The sequence below is a fragment of the Catenovulum maritimum genome (assembly GCF_001050375.1).
In the GTDB taxonomy this organism is placed as follows: Bacteria; Pseudomonadota; Gammaproteobacteria; order Enterobacterales; family Alteromonadaceae; genus Catenovulum; species Catenovulum maritimum.
On record NZ_KQ130487.1, the window covers coordinates 72920 to 98827 of the forward strand.

Annotated in this window: 24 protein-coding genes; 7 read left to right on the forward strand and 17 right to left on the reverse strand. The window is 38.9% G+C overall.

The genetic code is table 11. The features are described 5' to 3' along the window. Window positions 1-137 precede the first annotated feature (137 nt). The 6 genes from miaB (at window position 138) to XM47_RS07870 (ending at window position 6573) form a co-directional block, all read left to right on the forward strand. Window positions 138-1571, forward strand: coding sequence for a tRNA (N6-isopentenyl adenosine(37)-C2)-methylthiotransferase MiaB (gene miaB, locus XM47_RS07845; RefSeq protein WP_048691401.1), 1434 nt, complete (start codon window positions 138-140; stop codon window positions 1569-1571). Window positions 1572-1633: 62 nt separating this feature from the next. Beyond that, window positions 1634-2677 carry a PhoH family protein gene (locus XM47_RS07850; RefSeq protein ID WP_048691403.1) on the forward strand — a complete coding sequence of 348 codons (1044 nt, stop codon included), beginning with the start codon at window positions 1634-1636 and terminating at the stop codon, window positions 2675-2677. After that, window positions 2674-3165: an rRNA maturation RNase YbeY gene (ybeY, locus tag XM47_RS07855; protein WP_048691405.1), complete on the forward strand. Its 492-nt coding sequence runs from the start codon at window positions 2674-2676 to the stop codon at window positions 3163-3165. Before XM47_RS07850 ends, ybeY begins: the two co-directional genes overlap by 4 nt. A 21-nt stretch (window positions 3166-3186) precedes the next feature. Continuing rightward, window positions 3187-4056: an HlyC/CorC family transporter gene (locus XM47_RS07860; protein WP_048691407.1), complete on the forward strand. Its 870-nt coding sequence runs from the start codon at window positions 3187-3189 to the stop codon at window positions 4054-4056. Beyond that, window positions 4056-5621: an apolipoprotein N-acyltransferase gene (gene lnt, locus XM47_RS07865; protein ID WP_048691408.1), complete on the forward strand. Its 1566-nt coding sequence runs from the start codon at window positions 4056-4058 to the stop codon at window positions 5619-5621. The genes XM47_RS07860 and lnt overlap by 1 nt, the downstream gene beginning before the upstream one ends. Continuing rightward, window positions 5608-6573 carry a Gfo/Idh/MocA family protein gene (locus XM47_RS07870; protein ID WP_048691409.1) on the forward strand — a complete coding sequence of 322 codons (966 nt, stop codon included), beginning with the start codon at window positions 5608-5610 and terminating at the stop codon, window positions 6571-6573. Before lnt ends, XM47_RS07870 begins: the two co-directional genes overlap by 14 nt. A gap of 13 nt (window positions 6574-6586) precedes the next feature. Here the strand turns inward: XM47_RS07870 and XM47_RS07875 are convergent, their stop codons facing one another. From XM47_RS07875 to XM47_RS07905, 7 genes are all read right to left on the reverse strand, one after another. Beyond that, window positions 6587-7105, reverse strand: a complete 519-nt coding sequence (locus tag XM47_RS07875) for a DUF6942 family protein (protein ID WP_048691410.1) — start codon at window positions 7103-7105, stop codon at window positions 6587-6589. Continuing rightward, a complete protein-coding gene (locus tag XM47_RS07880; RefSeq protein ID WP_048691412.1) occupies window positions 7093-7746 on the reverse strand; it encodes a pseudouridine synthase in 654 nt (217 codons plus the stop codon). The genes XM47_RS07875 and XM47_RS07880 overlap by 13 nt, the downstream gene beginning before the upstream one ends. A gap of 122 nt (window positions 7747-7868) precedes the next feature. Continuing rightward, window positions 7869-9848, reverse strand: coding sequence for a methyl-accepting chemotaxis protein (locus XM47_RS07885; protein ID WP_048691413.1), 1980 nt, complete (start codon window positions 9846-9848; stop codon window positions 7869-7871). Between the two features lie 136 nt (window positions 9849-9984). Next, the gene (locus XM47_RS07890) at window positions 9985-10365 is read right to left on the reverse strand and encodes a SirB2 family protein (protein WP_048691414.1); all 381 of its coding nucleotides are present in this window, start codon (window positions 10363-10365) and stop codon (window positions 9985-9987) included. Window positions 10366-10464: 99 nt separating this feature from the next. Then, window positions 10465-10803 (reverse strand): hypothetical protein, encoded by a 339-nt coding sequence (locus XM47_RS07895; RefSeq protein ID WP_048691415.1) that lies wholly within the window; start codon window positions 10801-10803, stop codon window positions 10465-10467. 77 nt (window positions 10804-10880) lie between these two features. Continuing rightward, window positions 10881-11744 carry an SMP-30/gluconolactonase/LRE family protein gene (locus tag XM47_RS07900; RefSeq protein ID WP_048691416.1) on the reverse strand — a complete coding sequence of 288 codons (864 nt, stop codon included), beginning with the start codon at window positions 11742-11744 and terminating at the stop codon, window positions 10881-10883. Continuing rightward, on the reverse strand, window positions 11741-12514 hold the full coding sequence (locus XM47_RS07905) for an SDR family NAD(P)-dependent oxidoreductase (RefSeq protein ID WP_048691417.1): 774 nt from the start codon (window positions 12512-12514) through the stop codon (window positions 11741-11743). The genes XM47_RS07900 and XM47_RS07905 overlap by 4 nt, the downstream gene beginning before the upstream one ends. 183 nt (window positions 12515-12697) lie before the next feature. Between XM47_RS07905 and XM47_RS07910 the strand changes: the two genes are divergently transcribed. Next, window positions 12698-13420, forward strand: coding sequence for a FadR/GntR family transcriptional regulator (locus XM47_RS07910; protein ID WP_245623442.1), 723 nt, complete (start codon window positions 12698-12700; stop codon window positions 13418-13420). 54 nt (window positions 13421-13474) lie between these two features. Here the strand turns inward: XM47_RS07910 and XM47_RS19250 are convergent, their stop codons facing one another. From XM47_RS19250 to murC, 10 genes are all read right to left on the reverse strand, one after another. Continuing rightward, a complete protein-coding gene (locus XM47_RS19250; RefSeq protein WP_216595977.1) occupies window positions 13475-14392 on the reverse strand; it encodes a methyl-accepting chemotaxis protein in 918 nt (305 codons plus the stop codon). A 520-nt stretch (window positions 14393-14912) separates the two neighbouring features. Next, on the reverse strand, window positions 14913-16415 hold the full coding sequence (araA, locus tag XM47_RS07920; protein WP_048691419.1) for an L-arabinose isomerase: 1503 nt from the start codon (window positions 16413-16415) through the stop codon (window positions 14913-14915). A gap of 54 nt (window positions 16416-16469) precedes the next feature. After that, a complete protein-coding gene (locus tag XM47_RS07925; protein ID WP_048691420.1) occupies window positions 16470-17162 on the reverse strand; it encodes an L-ribulose-5-phosphate 4-epimerase in 693 nt (230 codons plus the stop codon). Then, window positions 17162-18826 (reverse strand): ribulokinase, encoded by a 1665-nt coding sequence (locus tag XM47_RS07930; protein WP_048691422.1) that lies wholly within the window; start codon window positions 18824-18826, stop codon window positions 17162-17164. Before XM47_RS07930 ends, XM47_RS07925 begins: the two co-directional genes overlap by 1 nt. Window positions 18827-19244: 418 nt before the next feature. Then, window positions 19245-20156, reverse strand: coding sequence for a UDP-3-O-acyl-N-acetylglucosamine deacetylase (gene lpxC / locus XM47_RS07935; RefSeq protein ID WP_048691424.1), 912 nt, complete (start codon window positions 20154-20156; stop codon window positions 19245-19247). A 163-nt stretch (window positions 20157-20319) separates the two neighbouring features. Next, on the reverse strand, window positions 20320-21501 hold the full coding sequence (ftsZ, locus tag XM47_RS07940) for a cell division protein FtsZ (RefSeq protein WP_048691426.1): 1182 nt from the start codon (window positions 21499-21501) through the stop codon (window positions 20320-20322). A gap of 36 nt (window positions 21502-21537) precedes the next feature. Further along, complete coding sequence (gene ftsA, locus XM47_RS07945) at window positions 21538-22767, reverse strand: cell division protein FtsA (protein WP_048691429.1); 1230 nt, start codon at window positions 22765-22767, stop codon at window positions 21538-21540. 18 nt (window positions 22768-22785) lie between these two features. Beyond that, a complete protein-coding gene (locus tag XM47_RS07950) occupies window positions 22786-23532 on the reverse strand; it encodes a cell division protein FtsQ/DivIB (protein ID WP_048691430.1) in 747 nt (248 codons plus the stop codon). After that, a complete protein-coding gene (locus tag XM47_RS07955) occupies window positions 23525-24454 on the reverse strand; it encodes a D-alanine--D-alanine ligase (protein ID WP_048691432.1) in 930 nt (309 codons plus the stop codon). The genes XM47_RS07950 and XM47_RS07955 overlap by 8 nt, the downstream gene beginning before the upstream one ends. Continuing rightward, entirely contained in the window at window positions 24454-25908 is a 1455-nt protein-coding gene (murC, locus tag XM47_RS07960) for a UDP-N-acetylmuramate--L-alanine ligase (protein ID WP_048691433.1), read from the reverse strand. Before murC ends, XM47_RS07955 begins: the two co-directional genes overlap by 1 nt.

A 25908-nucleotide genomic window follows, 5' to 3' on the forward strand; every position in this document is an offset into this window, starting at 1 on the left:
AAGCATTGAAAACAATTAGTGACATTTTTTGCACTTTGTAAGTAGACAATCCAGATTTAACTATGGTCACAAGGTTAGAAAATCGCTAGAATACGCGGTTGTTTTTTCTGTTGCTAAACTAGTGGGTATTATCTTAAATGGGCAAAAAGCTTTTTATTAAAACCTGGGGCTGTCAAATGAACGAGTACGACTCGCAAAAGATGGCTGATTTATTAGATTCAACTCATGGTTACACTGTTGCCGACGAAGCTGAAGATGCGGATGTGATTCTATTGAACACCTGCTCTATTCGTGAAAAGGCACAAGAAAAAGTCTTCCACCAACTAGGTCGCTGGAAAGAACTAAAAGATACTAAACCCGATCTAATCATTGGGGTTGGCGGTTGCGTAGCTTCTCAAGAAGGTAAAGCGATTCGTCAACGTGCGCCATTTGTTGATATTGTATTTGGCCCACAAACATTACACAGATTGCCAGAAATGATTGGCCAAATAAAAGAAGGTAACAAAGCGGTTGTTGATGTTAGCTTCCCTGAAATCGAAAAGTTTGACCGTTTACCAGAGCCTAAAGCAGAAGGCCCTAGCGCATTCGTTTCTATTATGGAAGGCTGTTCAAAATACTGCACCTTTTGTGTTGTCCCTTATACACGAGGTGAAGAAGTTTCTCGCCCTGTCGATGATGTCTTATACGAAATAGCTCAATTAGCTGAGCAAGGCGTTCGAGAAGTCAATTTATTAGGTCAGAATGTAAATGCGTTTCGCGGCCCTCACCATGATGGCAGCGACTGCTATTTCTCTGAGTTACTTCGTTTAGTCGCGTCAATAGATGGTATCGATCGTATCCGCTATACGACTTCTCACCCTGTTGAATTTACCGATGACATAATCGAGGCTTATGCTGACATTCCAGAGTTAGTTGATCATCTTCACTTACCAGTTCAATCAGGCTCAGATCGCATCTTAAACTTGATGAAACGTGGCCATACCGCAATCGAATATAAGTCTAAAATCAGAAAACTTAAAAAAATCAGACCTAATTTAAGTATGTCATCTGATTTCATTATCGGTTTCCCTGGTGAAAGCAAAGAAGACTTTGAAGCCACTATGGATTTAATCGCAAGTGTTGGTTACGACATGAGTTTTAGTTTCATATACAGTGCTCGTCCAGGCACTCCTGCGTCTGATTTACCTGACGACGTAGATGAAGAAGAGAAAAAACAGCGATTATATTTATTACAGCAACGAATTAATCAACAAGCCTTACAAATTTCTCGTTCTATGCTCAATACTGAACAAAGAATTTTAGTTGAAGGTCCTTCCAAAAAGAATCCAATGGAGCTTTGCGGTCGTACTGAAAACAACCGGGTAGTAAATTTTGAAGCTCCACACACCACAATAGGTGGTTTTGTTGACGTTAAAATTGTAGACGTTTTCTCTAACTCACTGCGCGGCGAGTTCATCCGAAGTGAGCAAGAGATGGATCTGAGAGTCGAAACGGCTCCAAGCCAAATTTTAGCACGCAACAAACAAGATGAAGTGAACGATACCGGCGCTTCAGTATTCGTTCCAAATTAACTAATAATTATATAATTGGCTTATTAATTTAAATAAGCCAATGACTATCTAGGAAGTAATTTTTGAGTAACCAAACCGATTCATTAGAGATATTTTTAGAACCCGCTGACCAATTTAGGCTCGCCAGTTTATGTGGCCCGTTTGATGATAACTTAAAGTTAATTGAACGCCGATTAGGTGTTGAATTGAGGTATAGAGATAACGAATTCACAATTACAGGTAAGCAGCAAGTTAATTTAGCTGTCGCGGAACTATTAAAAAACCTCTATGTTGAAACTCAAATAGTTAAAGGCAAAGCTCAAGAATTAGATTCAGAAAAAGTTCATTTAGCAATTCAAGAGTTTAAAGTTTTAGAACAGTTTTCCATTGATGAACCTATTGGTAAAGAAGCTTTTATAAAAACTAAGCGCGGTGTAATCAAACCAAGAAACCCAAATCAAAGTCAATACGTAAACAATATATTGGCCAATGATATTGCATTTGGTGTGGGTCCAGCTGGCACAGGTAAAACTTACCTAGCTGTTGCTTGCGCTGTTGACGCGCTTGAAAGACAAGAAGTTCGTCGTATATTACTGACTCGACCAGCGGTTGAAGCAGGCGAAAAACTAGGCTTTTTACCGGGTGACTTAAGTCAAAAAGTAGACCCTTATTTACGCCCGCTATATGACGCTTTATTTGAAATGCTCGGCTTTGAAAAAGTAGAAAGATTAATAGAGCGAAGCGTTATAGAAATTGCACCGCTAGCGTATATGCGAGGCAGAACCTTAAACGATGCCTTTATTATTTTAGATGAAAGCCAAAACACTACGGTAGAACAAATGAAAATGTTCTTAACTCGTATCGGCTTCAACTCAAAAGCGGTTATCACAGGTGATATCACTCAAGTTGATTTACCTAAAGGCCAAAAATCAGGTCTTCGTCACGTGGTAGAAGTATTACAAGATGTTGAAGATATCAGTTTTAATTTTTTCCGCTCGCATGATGTCGTTCGTCACCCTGTTGTTCAACGAGTTGTTGATGCTTATGACAGATGGGATGAAATTCAAGAGCGCCAAAAAATCGCAGATAAAAAAGCTAAATTAGCAGAGCAATTAGAACAAAAATGACCTTCGACATCAGCAAAATACAGCTAGATCTAGATTTACAAATAGCTTGCGAAGGCGAGTTCCCCTCTAATGAAGATTTTATGCTGTGGGCTCAATACGCCCTAGTAGAAAGAGGCGAAGCGCTAACAGAATTAACCATTCGATTAGTTGAGTTAGAAGAAAGCCAAAGCTTAAATCACGAATACAGAAGCAAAGATAAGCCTACCAATGTTCTATCTTTCCCATTTGAAAATCCACCTGGTCTCAGTTTACCTTTAATCGGTGACCTAGTAGTATGTGCGGATGTTGTTCGACAAGAAGCAAAAGAACAAAATAAGTCTGAACAAGCGCATTGGGCACACATGATAGTCCACGGCTGTCTTCATCTGCTTGGCTATGACCATATTGAAGATGACGAAGCTGAAATCATGGAAAGCATGGAAAAACGAATTTTAGCTCAAATAGGATTTGACGATCCTTATCAAGTAACACAAACTATCAATAGTTAATTAGGAAGAGATAAAAAAGAAATGAGCGAAGATAATCCTCACTCTAGTAACGGTTCTTCAAATAAATCATGGCTAGACAAAATTGGTCAAATGATAAACGGAGAACCGAGAAGTAAAGAAGATTTACAAGAAATATTTCACGATGCGGTTGAAAGTCAACTAATCGATATAGACACTAAGGATATGATTGAAGGTGTTTTAGATATTTCTGAAATGCGGGTTCGTGATATTATGATCCCAAGATCACAAATGGTAACGATTGAAAAATCACAACCAGTCTCTGAATTTTTACCTTTGATGATAAAGTCAGCTCACAGTCGTTTTCCTGTTATCTGTGAAGACAAAGATCACATCGAAGGCATTCTCCTAGCTAAAGATTTATTAGCCTACGTTTACGAGCATGGATTTGAAAATGTAGACGTAACCGCTATTTTACGCCAAGCTGAAGTCATACCTGAAAGTAAAAGATTAGACATATTACTCAAAGACTTCCGTAACGAAAGATACCATATGGCGATAGTGGTAGATGAATTTGGCTGTGTTTCAGGTTTAGTGACAATTGAAGATATTCTCGAACTTATTGTTGGAGATATTGAAGATGAACATTCAACCGTTGAGCCAGAATCAATTAGACGAATTACCAATACAGTGTATGCAATCAATGCCTTAACTGAGATTGAAGAATTTAATGAGTTTTTCAATAGTGAATTAGAAACCGAAGATGTTGATACTGTCGGCGGTTTAGTTGTCCAACAATTTGGACACTTCCCAGAAAAAGGCGAGACGATAGAAATTGGTAACTTTCAATTTAAAATCGTGAGCTGTGATGGCCGCCGAGTAAATCAGCTACAACTTATCCTACCAAAAGAAGAAAAGGAAACCTCTAACTGATGAAGTTATCTGCGACTTGGTTGAGCTTGCTACTTTTTTTAGCTGGTTTAACCAGCTCGCTTGCATTTGCTCCATTTAACCATTTTTGGTTGGTTTTTCTGCTTTTCCCTGCATTATTTTACACCTGCTTTAACACGAACCTTAAACAAGCGGCTAAATACGCTTTTAGTTTTTCTTTAGGTTGGTTTTTATCTGGGATAGGCTGGGTATTTGTCAGTTTAGACAACTTCGGTGGCATGCCTTTTATCGTATCTGCAGCGATGATTTTAGCGTTAGCGGCCTATTTAGCCATTTACTTTACAGCGGCAATTAGCTTAAGCCATTATTTACAAAAATTTAGCCAATATGCAATTTACACTCTTCCGGCGTTTTGGTGCTTATTTGAGTGGCTAAGAAGCCTTGTTTTAACTGGCTTTCCTTGGCTGTCGATTGGTTATTCTCAATTAAATTCACCTTTATCAGTAATGGTACCTTATGTAGGTGAAATTGGCTTAACCTTCAGTATTATTTTAATTTCAGTGATCTCGGCTAAGCATTACAGCAAGCTACAGATTATTTTACCTATGTTAGTGAGTATTGTACTTATTAGCGCACTTTTACCAAATCAAACAGCCACAACATCAGATAAAAATTCAGTTAAACTGACACTAGTTCAAGGCAATATTTTACAAGAGAATCGCTGGGATCCAGAATTCCTCTGGCCTGTAATGGAAGCATATCAAGACTTAAGCCGGCCTTATTACGGTGACAGCGATATTATTATTTGGCCAGAAGCTGCGATTCCCGCGGTGGAACCAATTGCACAAGATTATTTACTCAATTTAGATAAAGCCACTGGATACAATAATACCGCCTTGATCACAGGTATTATTAATTACCAACAATACTCTAATGAGTTTTTTAATAGCCTCATAGTACTAGGTAATCAAAATTATCGTTCGGGTAAAGGCCATTATCAGTATGGTCACGATAATAGGTATAATAAACACCATTTACTCCCCATAGGCGAATTTATTCCATTTGAGCAATGGCTAAGAGGGATATCCCCATTATTTGATTTACCTTTCTCGTCTTTCAACCGCGGTGAGTATATTCAAGCAGATCTCAAAGCCAATGGTTTTAATGTGATGGCGGCTATTTGCTACGAAATCGTCTTCCCACAACAAATTAAAGCGAACTTAAAACCAGATACAGACTTTATCTTAACGGTCAGCAATGATGCTTGGTTTGGCGAATCGCATGGGCCCCATCAACATTTAGAAATCGCACAAATGCGTGCATTAGAGTTTGGTATTCCAGTGGTTCGTGTCACCAATACGGGCATTACAGCTATCATTGATGAGCTGGGCCAAATACAAGCTCAATCACCGCAATTTGAAGAACATATTCTGCAGCACAGACTCACGCTTAATCGAGTTGATACCTTATATCTAAAATTAGGCAACTTACCCATAATTATTATAAGTGCCTTAATGCTACTCGCTATTTTTATCCATGCGATTAGAGAAAAACACATGTTAAAAATCACCACAGAACGACTAAAGGTTGATAATGGAAATATTTAATTGGGGACTCATAGGTCCAGGTAGAATCGCACATCAATTTGCAAAAGCGCTTAATGCTGATTTTGTCGGTAGATTATATGCAGTGGCTTCAAATAACGCCCAGCGCAGCAAAGACTTTTCACAACAATACCAAGCGCAAGTCAGCTACCATAATTATGCAGATTTACTAGCAGATCCAAAAGTAGATGCTGTCTATATTGCTACGCCACACAATTTTCACTATGAACAAATTAAACAATGTTTAATGGCAAATAAAGCCGTACTCTGTGAAAAACCACTAACCGTAAACTACGAGCAGGCAAAAGAGCTAACTGAACTAGCCAAAAATCGAAATTTATTCCTGATGGAAGCAATGTGGTCACTTTACTTACCTATCTATCAAACGGTAAATAACTGGATTAAGTCTGGTGCGATTGGTGAAGTGAAATTAATCCACTCAACTTTTGGTTTTGCTGTTCCGAGAAACGAGTCTGATCGCTTACTCAATCCAGATTTAGCTGGCGGGGTTTTATTAGATATGGGTATTTATTGTGTTGCTACCGCACAGTGGTTTAGCGCTAGCTACCCAAGTAAAATCCAAGCTTCAGGATTAATCGGCTCAACTGGTGTAGACGAGTTAACCATGGTTAATCTCACTTATCCGGATAATAAATTTGCGCAATTTAGCTGTAATTTTTTAACCCAAACGGATAATTCGCTATACATAAATGGCACTAAAGGCAGAATTAAAATTGATGATATGTTTTGGGCCGGAACAACTGCTAGCTTGATAGTTGACGATACGACAACCCGAGTCACTAAACCTCATGCAGAAACTGGCTTCGAATATGAAATAGCAGAAGCAGAAAGCTGCATTAAGCAAAAGAAATTAGAAAGCTCAATCGTCAGTCATAAGGAAACGTTACAGAATATGAAGATAATGGAAACCGTTCTGCAGCAACTGAAACCTTAATCAAAAGACCTGCCTAACGATTTTTTGTTGCTAGGCTTTTCACTAACTTGACTAATGTAGCGAGCCGCTCATTCGAAAGCTGCCGATAGTCGAAATAAGGCGAGACAATACAATTAAACTGAGTATTGATAGCAAACTGCGGGCTCAACCAGTTTAATTCAAATGGCAGGTTTAACATTGCCGCGTAAGTCCGGCCACTGATAATATGAATGCGATTGCTCTCTTGTTCAAAGTTAGGCTTGGAGAACAATAAAGCAGCTTCGGATCTACATCCCAGCATTTCTGCATCACGCAAATTCTGCCAAGATTCAAACCCCTTAGCATCTAAAGCAAAAGCTAATTTAGCATAACAGTTAAAGAGTTTTCGCCAATTATTACTTGAGTTTTGAATGATATGGCTAAACTCAGCATGGCTGAGAGGGTTAACACCTGGAGTAAGCTGGTAAACCTCGACTGGCGGTTTGTTTTCAAAATAAACCGCTAACTGATAGTTTGCACTTCCCCACCCCAAATCAGCATTTAAAACAGACATGGGCTAAAGAAATCCATTTTCTGTTTATTTATCGGATGATGGAAGCTGAGTTGCTGAGCATGCAGGTGCAGTCGATTTGTCATAGATAAAGCTTCGCCTTGAGAATATAACCTATCACCAATAATTGAGTGGCCGATAGATTTCATGTGAACTCTAAGCTGATGTGATCGACCTGTAATTGGGTGTAATTCGACGCGAGTGGTTTTTTCTTTCCGCTCTAGCACCTTCCAGTACGTCGTGGAGGCTTTACCTCGGTTAAATTCAACCATTTGTTTTGGCCGATTTGGCCAGTCACAAATTAATGGTAACTCGACATATCCCTGATCTGCATCTGGATGACCAAAAATTTCAGCAATATAAAGCTTTTCTGTTTTACGATCTTGAAATTGTCTAGCCAAGCCAGAAAGCGCCGGTTTATGTAATGCCCAAACTAAAATGCCAGATGTTGCCATATCTAATCTATGTGCCACACCTACCTCAGGCCAAACTCTTTGCGCTCTTGCTTCTAAACTGTCTTGATGCTCAGGCTTTTTTCCACGTACAGACAGCAAACCACTTGGCTTATCAAAAACGACTATATCCTTGTCATGGTAAAGTATGGGTAATAAAGGTGATTGAGGCGGGTTATAAATAAAATCCATCAAGCTTATTTTTAAACGGGCAATAATGCCCGCATGTTAGAGTGATTAGAAGCAATTCACAAGCTTAAAAAATGAGTAATTGTTTATTCGGCATGTTTACTTTTATCTAATGTATGTATCAATTAATGGCTAAATCGCTTAACGCTCTCTAACATAGCTTTATTCGTTTGCGATAATTTCACCACTAGCTGGTTCAAGCCTGACACTAACTCACTCACATCTTTGCTTTTAGCAGCCACATCAACCGAACGACCGGCAATTTCGATTGAGGTGGTACTTTGCTCTTCAACAGCTGCGGCCACTGATGTATTTTGACTGTGAATTTGATCTAATTGATTTGCTAAGTTTTCAATAATCTCTGCTTGCTTAACCGCACTTTCTTGACTTTGCTGGCTGTATTCAAATGACTTCCGCATTAAATCAGCCATTTCACTAGAGTCTTGCTTAATCGCATCAAGTACTTTCGAGATTTCACTGGTCGCATCTTTACTTCTGGAGGCCAAACTTCTCACTTCATCCGCAACAACCGCAAAGCCCCTGCCCTGTTCGCCAGCTCGAGCAGCTTCTATCGCAGCATTTAAAGCAAGTAAATTAGTCTGATCGGCAAGTGCATTAATACTGTCTAAAATAGAAGTAATAGCGTCATTATTATGATTTACCGTATCTACGGCCGCTATTGTCTGAGTACCAATTTCTAATTGCTGAGCCGAATTCATTCGATTTTGTTCTAACACTTGACGTACTACTTTTGTTTGCTCAACTAACTGGGTGACGCCATCTAGGGTTTCAGTTGCAGAAGATGCAATATTCTCAGTTGTCGCAGTCATTTCCTCATTACTTGTTGCTATATCATGCATAAAGTTTTCGATTTGATTGATTTCTGTCACCACAAGATCAGAGAGTTTATTTAGTTCCTCTACGGCTAATGAATTTACATCTGTGCTCTGACTTAATTTCGCAACAAGCGTTTTTAAACTCACAACCATAGCATCGATACTATTTGAAATTTGGCCAAACTCATCTGTTGAAGGATCATTTAAAGTATTCGATAAATCGCCTGTTTTAGTAATTCCAGCTAAAAATTGGCGTATTGTTTCGATCTTAGAGTTAAGTTTAGAAGTTAAAGAATAAGCAATCACAAAAATAGCAAGCATAACCAAGAGCACAATAATAATCTCTAAGTAGAGCATAAAATTAGCGTTGTCATGGCTTTCTTCAGCCATTTTCTGAGCTTTCGATTGAGTTTGTTCCATTTGCTTTTTAACTTGGCTAATCACATCTGTTAAAGCTGAAAACCAAGCACTCGCACTAGGAAAACGTCTGAATTCAATAGTAGAAATGTCTTGGTTAATCATTTGCTCGGCGTAACTCAAATAAGTGGTGTAATTAGAATTACTGATTAACTTTTTAAGTGGTGCTTGTTCATCTTTAGGTACAATATTTAGTAGTAAATCCTCAAACTGTCTCAACTCTGTTAGATAAGTTTTAAGTTCCACTTTTCCTGATATGGTTAAATTCTGCTGAGCAAGTATGCCATTAACTTTACCCCGAATTTGACCTAACTTTTCTTTTATCCAAGCTAGGTATAAACTTTCTTTTACCAAAAATTTTATTCGTGATTCGTTAATATCAACCAGCCATATACTTGCCGAATGTATAGTGAATCCATTTAATTTAGAATAAAATTCAAATGATTGAACGCCATTACGAGCATCAACTTGTTCCCTCACCAAATTTTTTTGCTTAAGTAAACGAAGAATATTTTTGTGTGCTTGATTAACCTGCTCTTCTGGGAGTTTTCGACTCAAATTTATCAAATTAGATTCGGCGGCATTAGCTTTTTCTCTCTGTGCTAATAACTTATTTTTTAAGCCATTGTCACCCGATCCTATGTATCCAGCAGACAGTCCGCGCTCTACCGCAAAGTTGTGTGCAAGCCCGTCTAGTGTATAAACCCATTGGACAGCTTTAATATCGGATTTGGCATTACTTACCTCTTCAGCAAGTAAAGATATATGCATAATTGCAAATATGGATAGGGGCAATAAAGCAAGTAAAACTAGAAACTGTAACGCGGTTTTAAATTTGAGGTTTTTAAACATAATTCCATTACCAATAAAAATCCATAACTGTAATTTAGCACAAAGAAATTGTTAGCTTTATTACAAATGTAGCTTTGAATATTAAATTTGCTAGCAATAACAGCTAAAAATTCAACTGTTATTGCTATAATTTGTGTTAACTCAAAATAAGCGCTTGCTTGCTAATCGCTAAGTGGACAGTAATCGCTAAAGATGCATAGGTAAGTAAACTAAAAATAATTCTTTGAGGTATATTTTTTGCTATTTTGAAGGTTAAGATCCCAAAAGCTATATAGCTAATAACGCTAAATAGTTTTTCAGTTAACCAAGGTAACTCAAATGGATATTGAGACGTTGTCAACATTAAGGCAAAAGCCGTTAATAAAAGAAATGTATCTACCACATGAGGTAGTATTTTAACTAACTTAGCTTGTAATAAGTTAGAGCCTTTAAAATGCCAAAATAATCGTAAACTAAAAAACAAAACACTCAATCCAACAAATAGCATGTGTGAATGTTTTAATGCTAAATACCCCATAAACTTCCTTAATTAATTAAATTTTAACGAGGGTAAAGGATTGAAATAAAATCAGCAAACGATTTCTAGTCAGCACTAAGGGTTTTGGTGTATATGCACTTACTTAGCTAAATAAGCATCAACTAAAGCAGTTAATTTTTCATCTAAATGCAATTCAAATTCACCCAGTTCTTTATCGAAAAGCTTCAAGTATTTATCTGCTTTATCACGAGATAATACTTTGTCGGCAATAAAATATTCGATTTCAGGCAAACTTTTATCAAATCGAGGAATAATTTGCCAAATAACAAATTCAGCATCGACTACCTTCATGACTTTATTTGCTTGCAGGCAAAAATCTTCAACAAAGTCGGCACCATCTGGGCCAAGGCAACCCGGCTCTAAGCGGAACTGCACAATCAATTTTTTATCCTTGGGGAGTACAAACGCCTCGGTCATCGAATAAACCCAATAAAGTGAATTTATTAAGTTTTAGCCTGTATTTAACTAAAAAGCTAGTTTCCTGTTATCAAAGCTTATATTTTTGCTTTATTTGGGCTAAATCCGCTCGCATCGACTTTAATTTCGAACAAACCACCAGCCACCTCTTGCAGTGGCTCATTTTCGTCGATTAATGAAGAGGTTGTCACGAATAAACGATTATTATGTTTTCCAGCAAAGGTTGGACATGTCACTCTAGCAACGGGTAAAGGAATAAACTGAATAACTTTTCCTTCGGGTGAGTATTGAGAGATCCCCCATCCCATCCAATGTGCAACCCACAAGTTCCCATCTTGATCGACAGTTAAACCATCAGGGTAACCTTGTTGTTCATTAAACATAATTAGGATCTGCTTATTGCTCAATTGCCCACGAGTTGATAATTGGTAGCGGTAAATGGTTTTTCGTTCAGTGTCACATTGATATAGATAGTGGCCACAAGGTGAAAATGCCGGACCATTTGGGATAAAGAAGTCATCGTCATGAACTTTTATTTTAGCATTAGAAAAGCTGTATATTTGGCCTAACTTTTCACCGCCTAGCGTAGACATACAGCCAAACCAAACACGCCCCTGGTTATCGACCTTAGCGTCATTTAAACGTATATTTGGCTCTGAAAAAGGTAACTTGCTTACTTGCTTGATTGGGTTAAAGCTTTGATCTAATAGCCAGATGCCATCCGCTCGTCCAGCTAAAATATTGTCATTCTCAGTTATTTGAAGCCAACAAGTTTGACTGGTTGTAGCGTATTGGCTGACTTTTTGTGTATTGAGCTGATATTGAAATATAGATAGTCCTAAAATATCGACAAACAAGATAGAGTTAAGATGCTCAACCCAAATTGCCCCTTCGCCTAATTTAGCTTTAACATCGGCAGCTAAAACAACGTCACAACTCACACTAAACCACCGTCAACCACTAATGTTTGAGCCGAAATCATAGCACTGTCGTCTGCAGCCAAAAACATCACCATATTAGCAATATCCTGTTCTACTAAGTCATTTTTAAGACATTGTGTCTGCTTAAGCCAAGCTTGAGTCGGTTCATCAATCCAGTGCGATAACTGTTTCTCTGTCATCACCCAACCAGGTACTAAAGTATTAACTCTAATCCCATACTGGCCAAAGTCACGCGCCAAGTCTCTGGTTAGCCCAATTAATGCAGCTTTACTGGCAGAATAGGCCGACATACCGCCTTGCCTTAACATCCAGCAAACAGAACCAAAATTAATAATGCAACCGGATTGATTTTGTTTCATTTGAGGTAAAACTGCTTGGGCGGCAAAAAATGAAGGCCTTAAGTTAATTGCTAGACTGTTATCCCAGCTTGATTGAGTCACGTTTTCCAAACACTCTCGATCATCATCGCCAGCATTATTAACTAATACCGAGATATTGCCAAAATGTTGATTAGCTTTTTCAATTGCAAGTTTAAGCGCTTCGACATCTCTGATGTCATTTTGGATAAACAAAGGTTGGTTCGCGAACTCTCGGGTTACATTTTCAACTAGCTTTTCACTTTCTGCGACTTTAACATCAACAAAAGCAACTTTTGCACCTTGACGACAGAGTTCAGAAACAATACATGCACCAATACCAGTGCCCCCACCAGTCACAAATACGACTCTGTCTTTTAAACTAGGGTAAATAGCTAAATTAGTAGCCTTCATAAGCTGGTTATTCTCTGTCAACAAACGGAATTAATATCGAGATCATAGCGATCTATTCATCATAAAGACAAGCATCAATTTGGCTGAGAAGCAAATAAAATAAGATTACCTTCCAGATATCAGATAAATATGATGCATGATTAATCAAAAAAAGATACAGTGCGGCTAGTTTAAAAATTGAGTATGGCACTAGATATTATGTTTCAATTTGAAGGTAACTTAAATCTTTCACAACGCATGACACACGAGCTAGGTAAAGCAATAGTTAGGGGTGAATATAAGCAATCAGGCGGTTTACCTACTGAAGCTGAACTTTGTGATAAATTTGGGATCAGCCGAAGTGCAATGCGAGAAGCCGTAAAAATGCTATCAGCTAAAGGCTTAATCATTTCTCGTCCAAGACAAGGTATTAGGATATTACCAGAAGACAATTGGAATATATTTGATGCAGATGTCTTAAAATGGATTTTAGATAGCAACCCTTCATTACTATTATTGAAAGAGTTTTTGCAAATGCGCATGGCAATCGAGCCAGAAGCTGCTGCTTTAGCGGCTCAGTATGCAACAACTGAAGATATTGAAAATATCAAAAAAGCTATCATCCGAATGCAAGCTGCACATAATGGCCAGGACGATCCATTACAATCAGATATTGCCTTTCATATCAGCATCTTATATGCCAGTTCCAATCGATTCTTTATACAATTTAGAGAGTTTGTTCAAACAGCGCTAAATGTAAGTATTCGATATACTAACCAGCTAAAAGGCATTACTGTCGGTGATATACAAGATCACTCAAGAGTGCTTGAAGCCATAGAACAAAAACAACCTGAAGCGGCGAGAGCTGCGGCTAAGCACTTAATTGAAGAAGCCCAAGAGCTGATTGACACGGCTCTTAATAAATAATATTGAAAATAAACACTGTGAATGGTGGTGTATAAGCACAAAACAGCTTATACACTAGCTAATTTGCTTCAAATCATCTGATAGTCCATTTAATCTAAGCGCAATATGTTCAATTTGTTGAATGCTGACATTAAATGCTTTGTTCGTAGCTTCCATAGTGCCAGTGCCTGTTTTGATCACTTGTGAACTCGCATTAATAGCGGCTTGAATCTCAGTCACAGCTTGCTCACTTCGTTCTGCTAATTCTCGAACTTCATGTGCAACTACGCCAAAACCTCGGCCACTCTCACCAGCTTTAGCAGCTTCGATTGCTGCGTTAATAGATAGTAGTTTAGACTGGCTTGCTAAGCCTTTTATCAGAACTATGGTATCTTCTATTTTGTCATTTCCGGTATTTATTTCCGCTATAATATCTGTCATTTTATCAACGACGCCTGAACATTCACTTGCACTCACCCTAACTTGCTCTGTATCTGACTGAATCGAATAAACGCGATCAATTTTTTGTTTAATTAAATCCGAGCTTTCTTCCACTCTGTTTCTATTAGTTACCGTTTCAGTTACATTTCTTGTGACTCCAATAATGCCTAAGGTTTGCATAGAATCACTATCATTCCATTGAACTTTGGTCGTAGAAAACCAAGTATCTGCCGCCTGTTCTTCTGCATCTTGGATCGGCTTACCTGTTTGAATAACAACTTGTTCGTCTCGCCAAATTTTTTGGCAAAAATCAGCTGGCATAAACTTGTCATCGCTATACCCGATTTTTAAATCGGGTATAGCGTGCTGAAAAGACTGATTAGCAAAAATATAATTATGCGCTTTGTCTTTTACATAAATCCAATCCGGAATTAAATCGAGAACAGTTCGATATAACACAGCTTTAGCTTTAGTTTCATTTAGCTCTTGAGTTAAGTTAGAAATATTTTCGCTAACTCTGACTAATTCAGCTTCAAGGGGATTCTCTTTCACAGATTCACTTTTAGTTAGCTGAATTTCTGGAGTTAGAATAGAGGGGCAAAAAAGTATAAAAATAGATGATAAAACCAAGCAAGAAATGCCAACCCAGCTAGTAAAAATGTAGCTAACAGCACCCGCTATTAACATGAGAGTAAAAGCAATGTAACTCAACTTTTTAGCTACCATTAATGGTGACTCTTCGTTCATAGATTAAACTCATCTGGTTATATTAATATTAGTTAATGGCGCATCCTTATATCGGCAACATTTGTTTTATTAGCTAAATTCAAGGTCCATTTTTTAAGCAATCGAAAAGATCTTCTACCCAATGTTGTTAGGAGTAAAATACCTTACTTCTACAAAAGAACCACAAAATTAACATTTTTTAACATTTAGACAAATTCGGCTTTGCTACCTGGCGGTTAAAATTAAGAAAAAGTAGCAGTATAAAAAAGCCCGATAAACTCATTTATCGGGCTTGATATAATCTAAAAGAGATTTGTATTAGCTAAATTCTGATCCAATGTTCAGGCTAAATACCTTGCGATAAGGCGTAATAAGCTGCATTTTGACGCAACTCATTTTTGAATTGGCGAATACGAGTTTCTTCGTCAATAACCGTTAACTCTACACCCGCCATTTCCGCATAATCAGCAATATTATCTGTGGTTACAGCTTGGCTATATGCAGTGTGGTGAGCACCACCAGCATGGATCCATGCTGCAGCTGCAATAGATAAGTTAGGTTTAGGCTCCCATAATGCGGAAGCAACTGGTAATTTAGGTGTATCCGCAGGTGGTGTAACAGCTTCTACTTCATTCACAATAATACGGAAGCGATTACCCATATCAATTGGTGATACGTTAATAGCCGGACCCGCTTTACCAGAGAATAACAAACGAGCAACGTCGCAGCGCATGCCGATGGTGTGTAAGTGAACATCTAACACTGGTTTTTCTGCAGCAATTGACGGACAAACTTCTAACATATGCGCACCTAAAACTTGGTCTTTAGCGCCAAAGTTATAAGTGTAATCTTCCATAAATGAAGTACCGCCTTCACGACCAGCAGCCATCACTTTCATGATACGGACCATAGCAGAAGTTTTCCAGTCACCCTCACCGCCGTAACCATAACCTTTGCTCATTAATCTTTGAGTCGCTAAACCTGGTAAACCAGTTAAGCCAGCTAAGTTTTCAAAACAGTTAGTGAAAGCACCAAAACCGCCCTCAACTAGGAATTTTTCCATACCTAATTCAAGACGCGCTTCGTTTTGAAGCATTTTAAGCTTGTATTCGTCTTTTAAAGTTTCAGTCGAAATCACATAATCATTGTTATATAAATCGATTTGTGCGTTTACATCTGCATCTGAAACAGAGTTAACCACTTCAGATAATTCACCTAAACCATAAGCGTGAACTTCGTAACCAAATTGGATTTGCGCTGCAACTTTATCACCTTCAGTTACCGCTACTTGGCGCATATTGTCGCCAAAACGTGCTACTTTTAAGTTTTGGCTTTCATTCCACCCCGCTGCGGCACGACACCAGTCATCAATTTGAGTTTGAACGTCTTGGTTTGCCCAGTGACCAACAACTACTTTACGCTCTTTACGCATACGTGTACCAATAAAACCAAACTCACGACAACCATGCGCACTTTGATGAGTGTTCATGTAGTTCATGTCTATGTCTGCCCATGGTAATTCGGCATTGAATTGTGTGTGTAAGTGCATGAATGGCTTTTTCAATTCATTTAAACCAGCAATCCACATTTTGGCAGGTGAGAATGTATGCATCCATAGTACAACACCAACACAATTTGGTTCTACGTTTGCAGCTTGACATACAGCATGGATCTCTTCAGGAGATTTAACTGTAGGTTTGCAAACTACATTCATACCAACTTCTGCAGATGCATTAAAACCAGCAACAATTTGCTCGCTATCTTTGGCTACTTGCTCTAGTACTTTTGGACCATATAAGTGCTGTGAACCTGTGATAAACCAAACTTCTTTTTGACCAAATACGCTCATAATTTTATCTCTCAAAATTTATAAAAATGGATAAAATCTTTATTCAAGATTTAATTATTTTTGACCATAGTAAGCGTCTTTACCGTGCTTACGTAGGTAATGCTTATCAACTAAACCTTGCTTCAATGCTGCGATTTCTGGCGTTAGGGTTTTAGTTAAGTATGCCATTCTTGCAATCTCTTCTAGCAACACTGCATGGTAAACTGATTTAGCCGCGTCTTTACCCCAAGTAAATGGGGCATGTCCTGCAACAATTACCATAGGTGATTCATTTGGTGATCTGTCACCGAAGCACTCAACAATTTGAGCGCCCGTTTCTTCTTCATAATCACCTTTAATACGCTCATCTGACATCACAGCTGCACATGGAATTTCACCATATACATAATCAGCTTGTGTTGTACCTAAACAAGGAATTGCTATTTGAGCTTGTGCCCATGCTGTTGCATAAGTTGAATGTGTATGAGTTACGCCACCAATGTCAGACCATTCACGGTATAAATAAGTATGCGTTTTCGTGTCTGAAGAAGGGTTTAAACTGCCTTCTACTATGTTGTTTTCTAAATCAACAATTACGATATCGTCAACTTTCAAATCCTCGTACGGCACACCGCTTGGCTTAATAGCAACTACGCTTTTGGCGCGGTCAATTTGAGAAACATTGCCAAAGGTATATGTCACTAGCTTTCGTTTATCTAGCTCCATGTTAGCTTCATAAACTTCGCGTTTTAGTTCTGTATAGCTCATTATTTTTTAGCTCCGTCAACATAAGCGCCTAAGGCTTTATAATTTTCATAAAGTGCATCAAACTTAGCGACGTTGTCTGCATTCGGCTGATACGTCTTACATACTGGAGATGCCATGACTTCTTGAGCACTTGCAACATCTGGGTAAACACCGGCGGCAACAGAAGCAAAAATAGCAGCACCTAAAGCACAGCTTTGCTCGCTTTCCAACACATCAATCGGGCTATTCCATACATCTGCACAAGTTTGCATAACAAAGTCTGATTTCTTAGAAATACCACCTATAGTTACAACAGATTCAATGCGAACGCCTTCTTGTTTAAATCGCTCAATAATTGCACGAGACCCAAACGCAGTTGCTTCAACTAAGGCACGATAAATATGCGGCGCTTGGCTACCCATTTTCAAACCAGTAATCGCCATAGCAACTGTTTGATCTGCATCTGGTGTACGTCGACCATTCACCCAATCTAAAGCAGTAAGCCCAGATTCACCGACTGGAATTTTTGCCGCTTCTTCACCTAATTTAAATAAGGTTTGATCTTCTATTTCTTCAGCTAATTTAGCTTTTGTCACATCATCTAATAACTCTGATGCTGCGATATTTTGTAACGGCCAATTAATTAAGCGGCGGAACCAAGCATAAAGATCACCAAAAGCAGATTGACCAGCCTCTAAACCTATGTAGCCAGGCAAAACAGAGCCATCAACTTGACCACAAATGCCTTTGATACACTTGTCACCAATTTCGTCGTAGGTTGCAACTGTAATATCACAGGTAGATGTGCCCATTACTTTAGTTAATACGCCTGGTTTTACATTTGCGCCAACCGCGCCCATGTGGCAGTCAAACGCACTAAAAGTCACAACGATTCCTTCTGGTAGTGCTAATTTTTCAGCCCATTCAGCTGTTAATTGGCCACAGATTTGATCAGAAGCAAAAGTTTCAGCTGGTAATTTATCGCGAAGACCATCTAATAGAGGATCGATACCAGCGAAGAAATCATTAGGTGGATAACCGCCCCAGCTTTCATGCCACATCACTTTATGGCCTGCAGCACAGCGACTAGCACGGAATTTTTCTGGATGAGTCGTACCTGTTAATAAAGCCGACATCCAATCACAATGTTCCACCCAAGCATAAGCAGCTTCTGCAACAGCCTTATCTTGACGTGAAACATGTAAAACTTTTGCCCAGAACCACTCTGAAGAATAAATACCACCTTCATACTTAAGGTAATTTTCCGGCGCCTTATTAGCAGCTTCGGTAATTTGTTGCGCTTCTAAGATTGCAGTGTGATCTTTCCATAACACAAACATTGCATTTGGGTTTTCTGAGAATTCAGGCTTAAGAGCTAACGCTGTCCCCTCTGCATCCACAGCAATAGGGGTAGAGCCCGTGGTGTCAAAACTCACACCAACAACATCATTTGCTGCGCCTTCCGGTGCTAAGTTCCATAAACCACTGATGACTTCAATTAGGCTTTCTACATAATCTAATGGGTGCTGTCTAAACTGGTCTTTTGCTGGTTCACAAAACAAACCTTGCTTCCATCTTGGGTAATAAACAACATTAGTTGCAACTTCTTTACCCGTCTGAGTATCCACTAGCAAAGCTCGACAAGAGTCTGAGCCGTAATCTAAGCCTAAAGCATACGATGCCATATTCTCACCATAAATATTATTTGTCATAAGATAATTTAAATAATACATAAAACCATTTCACATGGAAAGTGATTTTTATCTCATTTATAATACAAATAAAATGTAGTTATGTAAGCAACTGATTTTAAATAGATATTTTTATTGTTAGTCGGAGAGGTTGAAACTATCTAAGCTTAATTCAGGATATAAAATTAACTGTTCAGGATTAAGCTATTGATATTATTAACTTTTAATAATTTAGAGGTATTTTTGCCTAGAGCAATAGCGGATGAGCAAGCGGTCAACAATAGAAATATAAAAGAGGTTTTGCCTTAATAACCGATTTAATTGTGTGGAATTAGAATAGAGTCTTTAGAGCATGTAAAAGAGAGTAGGTATTGATTAGGGCAAATCAATACCTATCTGTTTTTGGAGAGTTTTACGCAGGAGATGCCGCTAAAAATTTCAATGGCGCTTGTTTAGCTTCATCAAATTCGACTAAAGTCCAGCTATCTGGGTTATCCATTATCGCTCTCAATAAAATATTATTGACTGCATGACCAGTTTTAAAACTTCTGAATTCACCTAAAATAGGTAGCCCAGCCATGTATAGATCACCAATAGCATCCAAAATTTTATGCATCAAGAATTCATCGTCATATCTAAGGCCATTCGCATTTAGCACCTGAAACTCATCTAATACAACAGCATTATCAAAGTTAGCGCCTAAAGCTAAATTATTTGCTCTTAAATATTCAAAGTCTTTCATAAAGCCAAAAGTTCTGGCTCGTGAAACTTCATCAATAAAAGTTTGGCTCGAAAACTCCATCTCTACATGTTGTTTAGTCGCTGCTATCGCCGGATGAGGGAATTCAACCGAAAAATCGAGTTTAAAGCCGTCGTATGGCAAGACTTCAGCCCACTTATCTTCAACTTCAACTCGAATTGGTTTATCGATGCGGATAAACTTTTTCGGTGCGTTTAATTCTTCTATTCCAGCCTCTTCTATCAACATGATAAAAGGGCTTGCACTACCATCAACTATAGGTACTTCGTTAGCATCAATTTCCAGAATCACATTGTCTATGCCTAAGCCCGCTAAGGCTGACATTAAATGTTCAACTGTTGATATTGCAACCCCGTCTTCATTTGTCATACAGGTACACATACGTGTATCTGTCACCTTTTCCGGTGCAATTGGCATATCAACCACAGGTGAGAGATCAACGCGTCTGAATACTATCCCTGTATTAGCAGGTGCAGGTCGCATTGTTAATCTAACTTTTTCACCTCGGTGAAGGCCAACACCTATGGTGCTAACACTTTGTTTTAAGGTACGTTGCTTTACCATTTAATCTAACTATCTCCTATGCTTATATGTATGCAAACTATAAACAGTTCTAACCAACTCTAGGTTAGGTTCACTTTATACGCATTTTATCACGCAAAAGTTCATTTCTCGATCGACTTTTAAGTCAAAGCTTGATTTTGCAACCAAGTTCGCATCAATTAGCTTAATCTGCTTGTTTACGTAAAAATGCTGGGATATCTAAATAATCCAAGTTTGTCGCAGCAGACGAGTCATCGATAGATACAGGTGCTGGTGCAGCTGTTCTTTCTTCCATTTCATATGCAGCAGAAGAATTTGCTTGTACTGAAGCATCAACAGAACTGAATCGGCTTGCGCTTCTCTCGTTTAAGCTAACTTTAGCCGTTGGGACTAAAGAGATATCAGGACGTGTATCACCAATACCAGTCGCAACAACTGTTACTCTTAATTCGTTTGACATTTCATGATCGATAACCGCACCAACAACAACTGTTGCATTTTCAGATGCAAATGCTTTAACTGCGTTACCGACAGTTTCAAACTCGTCAATGCTAATATCCATGCCTGCTGTAATATTAACTAAAATACCACGAGCGCCCGCTAGGTCGACATCTTCCAATAATGGGCTAGAAATCGCAGCTTCAGCCGCTTCTTCAGCACGATCTTCGCCAGAAGCAACGCCTGTTCCCATCATAGCTGTGCCCATTTCAGACATCACAGTTCTAACATCCGCGAAATCGACATTAATTAAACCAGGACGAGTAATTAATTCAGCAATACCTTGAACTGCACCTTGAAGAACATTATTTGCCGCTTTAAATGCGTCTAATAAAGTGGTGCCTTTTCCTAATACTTTAAGTAGCTTGTCATTTGGAATTGTAATTAATGAATCAACATTTTTTGCTAATAAATCAATACCTTGCTCCGCGTATGACATACGCTTTTTACCTTCGAATGGGAAAGGTTTAGTCACAACTGCAACCGTTAAGATCCCTAATTCTCTGGCAATTTGTGCTACTACAGGTGCCGCCCCAGTACCTGTACCACCACCCATACCAGCTGCAATAAAGACCATATCCGCGCCTTTGATTGCTTCAATAATCACTTCACGATCTTCTTCTGCAGCAAGTCGACCTATTTCTGGGTTCGCCCCAGCACCTAAACCTTTAGTAACGTCACGGCCTAATTGAATTGTTGTATTAGCCGCTGAATTACGTAATGCTTGCGCATCTGTATTGGCAGTTAAAAAATCCACACCTTCAATGGTATGAACCATCATGTGTTCAACAGCATTACCACCGCCGCCGCCAACACCGATTACTTTAATTACTGCTTCGTCGTTATGTTCACTCATTAAATCAAACATTTTTGCCCTCTCCTAATAACACCTGCTATTGTAAACTTAAAATTCGCCCTTAAACCAGCTTTTAATGCGTTGAAACCAAGTTGATTCTGACATTTGTTTTTCTGCGTCTTTATTTAGTAAATCCTCTTTACCATATTGCAGCAAACCAATTGCCGTTGAATAACTAGAATCATTCACATATTCAGTCAATCCTTTAATGCCTACCGGCTCTCCTAAACGCACCGGCATTTGAAAAATTTCTTCAGCTAAACCTATAGCTCCTTCCATTTTTGCTGTTCCACCAGTTAAAACTATGCCTGCTGCAACTTGTTCTTCCCACTCACTCTTACGTATTTCACTTAACACTAAGTCGTACAATTCTTGATATCTAGGCTCAACCACTTCAGCGAGTGTATGACGCGACATTGAACGCGCTGGTCGACCACCAACACTTGGTACTTCAATGCTATCTTCTAAACTGACTAAGTGTCTTTGTGCACACGCATATTGTTTTTTAATTTGCTCAGCATGGCTCAAAGGTGTACGAAATATTTGTGCTATATCTTTCGTCACTTGATTACCAGCAATCGCAATAACAGCGCTATGTCGAATCGCACCGTTTGCATAAACCACAAGATCCATAGTGCCAGCGCCAATATCGACCACACTAACACCGAGTTCTTTCTCATCATCAGTTAAGACTGAGTAGCTTGATGCTAAAGAAGATGAAACCAAAGCATCCACTTTTAAATCACATCTCTCGACGCACTTAACGATATTTTTTGCCATGTCATTCGCGCAAGTCACTAGGTGAACTTTTGCTTTTAACCTAACACCAGACATCCCAATTGGGCTTTTGATCCCTTCTTGAACATCTACGTCGTATTCTTGAGGTAATACATGCAAAATCATTCTGTCTGCAGGTAAAGGCACAGATTTAGCAGTGTGAATGACACTATCTACATCATCTTGGCTCACTTCTGCTTCATGTATTGGCACCATCCCGTGCTCATTTTGACATTGGATATGTCGACCCGATATCGCTAAATACACAGATGATATCTGACAATCTGACATCATTTCTGCTTCGTGTATCGCCCGTTTAATTGATTTAATAACCAATTCGATATCGTTCACACCACCTTTATCCATACCTTCAGATGGGTTTGTTCCAACGCCAATAATACTCACTGTATTATCAGGTAAGACTTCACCAACCACGGCAACAACCTTAGATGTGCCGATGTCGAGTCCTACAATCAAGTTTTTATCTAGCGCTTTAGACATATTTAACTCTGCCAATTATTATTTTGTTTGTGTTTGTTCTGATTTATGCCCAACCGAAAATCCAGTGTCGTAGCGTAAATCAACATATTCCACGTTATTTTGTTCATTTAAATCTGGGTAAAATTCGATAAAACGCTTGATTCTTACCAGCCAGTCTTCTCGTCCCAAATTTAATTTAATTCCATTACTCAGAATCATTCTTATTGCATGACGCTCAGTTAATGTCATTTCATCAATTGCTAAGTTTTCTAACGCTAACAATTGAGATAAATCTCTATATGCCTGCAATGCTTTAGTCTCATCCCCTTCGGGACCAAACAAAGCCGGTATCGCCTTTAACAAGCGACTCACATCGGCCTGAAATACTTGGCCTAATGTATTCAGCAAAAAGTCACCATTCCAATGTACTTCAGCTTCTTGCTCAATTAAATTTACTTTCAGCATATTTGGCCATTCCTTGCGTATTGCGACCCAATAAACCCAATCAATATTCTCAACGTTCTGTTGTGCCTGATTTACATCGAGTTCAAAAAAACTTTGTTGCATCTGAGGCGCTAACGCCTCTAATACATCTCGGTACTCAACGTAATCTTGATTCCCTTCCACTATCAGTTGCTCAACCGGCAAACTATCTCGTGTTTTTAACCAATCGACCGAGCTAAACCATAATCTAAAACAGCTTACGATCACGGCAATAAAAAATATAAATCCTATCCAAAAAGGCCATTCAATTTGGCGTAATTTGGCTAGTTGTAAATCAATCACTGTCAGCCGTTTTTAAAATTTCTAGTACTAACTGATCAAAACTAATACCAGCTGCCTTTGCTGCCATAGGCACCAAGCTTTTTTCTGTCATGCCAGGTACAGTATTCGCTTCAAGCAAATAAAAACATCCATCAGCATCTCTCATGACATCAACACGTCCCCAACCAGAAGCACCTACGGCTTGATAAGCTGCCAATGCTATTTTCTGAATATAGGCTTCATCCGTTTCACTTAAGCCACAAGGACATAAGTACTCGGTAGTATCTGAAAAATATTTAGCTTCATAGTCATAAAAACTACGCTGTGTCTTCATTGAAATTGCAGGTAGCGCTTGGCCATTTAATATAGCAACTGTGTACTCAGGACCATTAATCCATTTTTCAACTAAAACGTGTTGATCGAACTCAGCTGCCTTTTCAATTGCCAATGCCAATTGCTCTGCACCTTCGACTCGGCTCATACCAATGCTGCTGCCTTCTCTAGCTGGCTTTACAAAAGCAACTTGGCCTAACTTTTCGATAATAGCGTCGCAATCATATTCAGCCTGAGCGTCTACATAAACAAAGTTTGCAGTCGGTAAATCGCAGCTTTGCCATACTTGCTTAGTTCTAATTTTATCCATAGCAAGCGCCGAACCTAATACTCGACTGCCAGTATAGGCAAGGTTCAAATATTCAAAGACACCTTGAATAACACCATCTTCGCCACCTCGGCCATGTAAAGCGATAAAAACTTTGTCATAGCCTAGTTGCTTTAACTGCAATGGAGACACTTCTTTAGTGTCAACTAAATCAACGTTTACGTTTTGTCTAACAAGCGCATTAAAGACGGCTTTGCCTGAGCGAAGAGATATCTCACGTTCAGCTGACGTACCGCCATAAACAACCGCAATTTTTTCTGCTGACAATTGTTCTAGAGACATTATTTAGCCTCCGCTTGATAATTTTTCATGGTTTCTTTATCTAGCTTTAAATCTGTTAATAACTTGGCAATTTTACCTATATCGCCCGCGCCTTGGGTAATAAATAAATCATTAGGTTGTAAAACATTTGCCAACTCATTCGGTAACTGCTCTGCACTTGCGATATATATAGGCTCTAAACTGCCTCGCTGACGGATAGAACGACATAAGCTGCGACTATCTGCGCCAACAATCTGATTTTCTCCTGCGCTATAAACTTCAAGTAAAAGAAGCACATCAACTTGAGATAAAACCTGAGTGAAATCTTCGTATAAATCACGCGTTCTGGTATACCTATGTGGCTGATAAGCCATAACTAGGCGTTTTTCCGGGTATGCAGCTCGAATCGCTTCGATTGTTGCGGCAACTTCAGTTGGGTGATGACCATAATCATCAATAAATTCAACTTTACCTTCGCCCCATGGATACTCGCCCATAGCTTCAAAACGACGCCCTATGCCTGCAAATTTAGCTAAAGCAGCTAAAATCACATCATCTTGAATACCTTCATCTGTCGCCACCGCAATCGCGGCAGCCGCATTTAAAGCGTTATGTTTACCCGGTAAATTTAGGCAAACCGATAAGTCGCCTTGTTGGCGCTTAACCGTAAATCGAGTTTGCTTACCTGTTTGGCTAAAGTCAGTAACTTGGTAATCAGCTTCGTCATTAAAACCATAAGTTATATAATTACGGCCGATTTCTGTCGCAATTCGACGTACATTTTCATCATCTATGCATAATACCGCTAGGCCATAAAAAGGTAAGTTATGTAAAAACTCTTTATAGGTGGCGAACATTTTTTCAAAGTCACCATCATAAGTATCCATATGGTCGGCTTCGATATTCGTGACAATTGAAACCATGGGTAATAAGTGTAAAAACGAAGCATCACTTTCATCAGCTTCAGCCACTAAATAACGGCTTTTACCTAATCGAGCATTGGTTTCAGCACTATTTAACTTGCCACCAATTATAAAAGTTGGATCTAACTCAGCTTCAGCAAAAATGCTGGCGACAAGACTCGTTGTTGTCGTTTTACCATGCGTTCCTGAAACGGCAATGCCGTGTCGATAGCGCATGATCTCTGCAAGCATTTCAGCTCTTCGGATAACTGGAACTCTACGCTCAATAGCGGCAGCAACTTCTGGATTTTCGGTATTAACTGCACTTGAGATAACCACAACATCGGCATGACTAATGTGCTCAGCTTTATGGCCGATTAAAATTTCCGCTCCGAGTTTTCTCAATCTTTGTGTATTTACACTTTCAGCGATATCCGAACCTGATACCTTGTAACCATCTGTCAACAATACTTCAGCGATACCACACATGCCTGCACCACCTATGCCGACCATGTGAATCAAGTTCACTCGGCGCATTTCAGGAATTTTATAATCGCTATTGTTGTTTTTCAT

Coding starts and splice junctions, on each gene's coding strand:
- miaB (WP_048691401.1), top strand. CDS start 138: ATGGGCAAAAAGCTTTTTATTAAAACCTGGGGCTGTCAAATGAACGAG.
- ybeY (WP_048691405.1), top strand. CDS start 2,674: ATGACCTTCGACATCAGCAAAATACAGCTAGATCTAGATTTACAAATA.
- XM47_RS07860 (WP_048691407.1), top strand. CDS start 3,187: ATGAGCGAAGATAATCCTCACTCTAGTAACGGTTCTTCAAATAAATCA.
- lnt (WP_048691408.1), top strand. CDS start 4,056: ATGAAGTTATCTGCGACTTGGTTGAGCTTGCTACTTTTTTTAGCTGGT.
- XM47_RS07870 (WP_048691409.1), top strand. CDS start 5,608: ATGGAAATATTTAATTGGGGACTCATAGGTCCAGGTAGAATCGCACAT.
- XM47_RS07875 (WP_048691410.1), bottom strand. CDS start 7,105: ATGTCTGTTTTAAATGCTGATTTGGGGTGGGGAAGTGCAAACTATCAG.
- XM47_RS07880 (WP_048691412.1), bottom strand. CDS start 7,746: ATGGATTTTATTTATAACCCGCCTCAATCACCTTTATTACCCATACTT.
- XM47_RS07885 (WP_048691413.1), bottom strand. CDS start 9,848: ATGTTTAAAAACCTCAAATTTAAAACCGCGTTACAGTTTCTAGTTTTA.
- XM47_RS07890 (WP_048691414.1), bottom strand. CDS start 10,365: ATGGGGTATTTAGCATTAAAACATTCACACATGCTATTTGTTGGATTG.
- XM47_RS07895 (WP_048691415.1), bottom strand. CDS start 10,803: ATGACCGAGGCGTTTGTACTCCCCAAGGATAAAAAATTGATTGTGCAG.
- XM47_RS07905 (WP_048691417.1), bottom strand. CDS start 12,514: ATGAAGGCTACTAATTTAGCTATTTACCCTAGTTTAAAAGACAGAGTC.
- XM47_RS07910 (WP_245623442.1), top strand. CDS start 12,698: ATGGCACTAGATATTATGTTTCAATTTGAAGGTAACTTAAATCTTTCA.
- araA (WP_048691419.1), bottom strand. CDS start 16,415: ATGAGCGTATTTGGTCAAAAAGAAGTTTGGTTTATCACAGGTTCACAG.
- XM47_RS07925 (WP_048691420.1), bottom strand. CDS start 17,162: ATGAGCTATACAGAACTAAAACGCGAAGTTTATGAAGCTAACATGGAG.
- XM47_RS07930 (WP_048691422.1), bottom strand. CDS start 18,826: ATGGCATCGTATGCTTTAGGCTTAGATTACGGCTCAGACTCTTGTCGA.
- lpxC (WP_048691424.1), bottom strand. CDS start 20,156: ATGGTAAAGCAACGTACCTTAAAACAAAGTGTTAGCACCATAGGTGTT.
- ftsZ (WP_048691426.1), bottom strand. CDS start 21,501: ATGTTTGATTTAATGAGTGAACATAACGACGAAGCAGTAATTAAAGTA.
- ftsA (WP_048691429.1), bottom strand. CDS start 22,767: ATGTCTAAAGCGCTAGATAAAAACTTGATTGTAGGACTCGACATCGGC.
- XM47_RS07955 (WP_048691432.1), bottom strand. CDS start 24,454: ATGTCTCTAGAACAATTGTCAGCAGAAAAAATTGCGGTTGTTTATGGC.
- murC (WP_048691433.1), bottom strand. CDS start 25,908: ATGAAAAACAACAATAGCGATTATAAAATTCCTGAAATGCGCCGAGTG.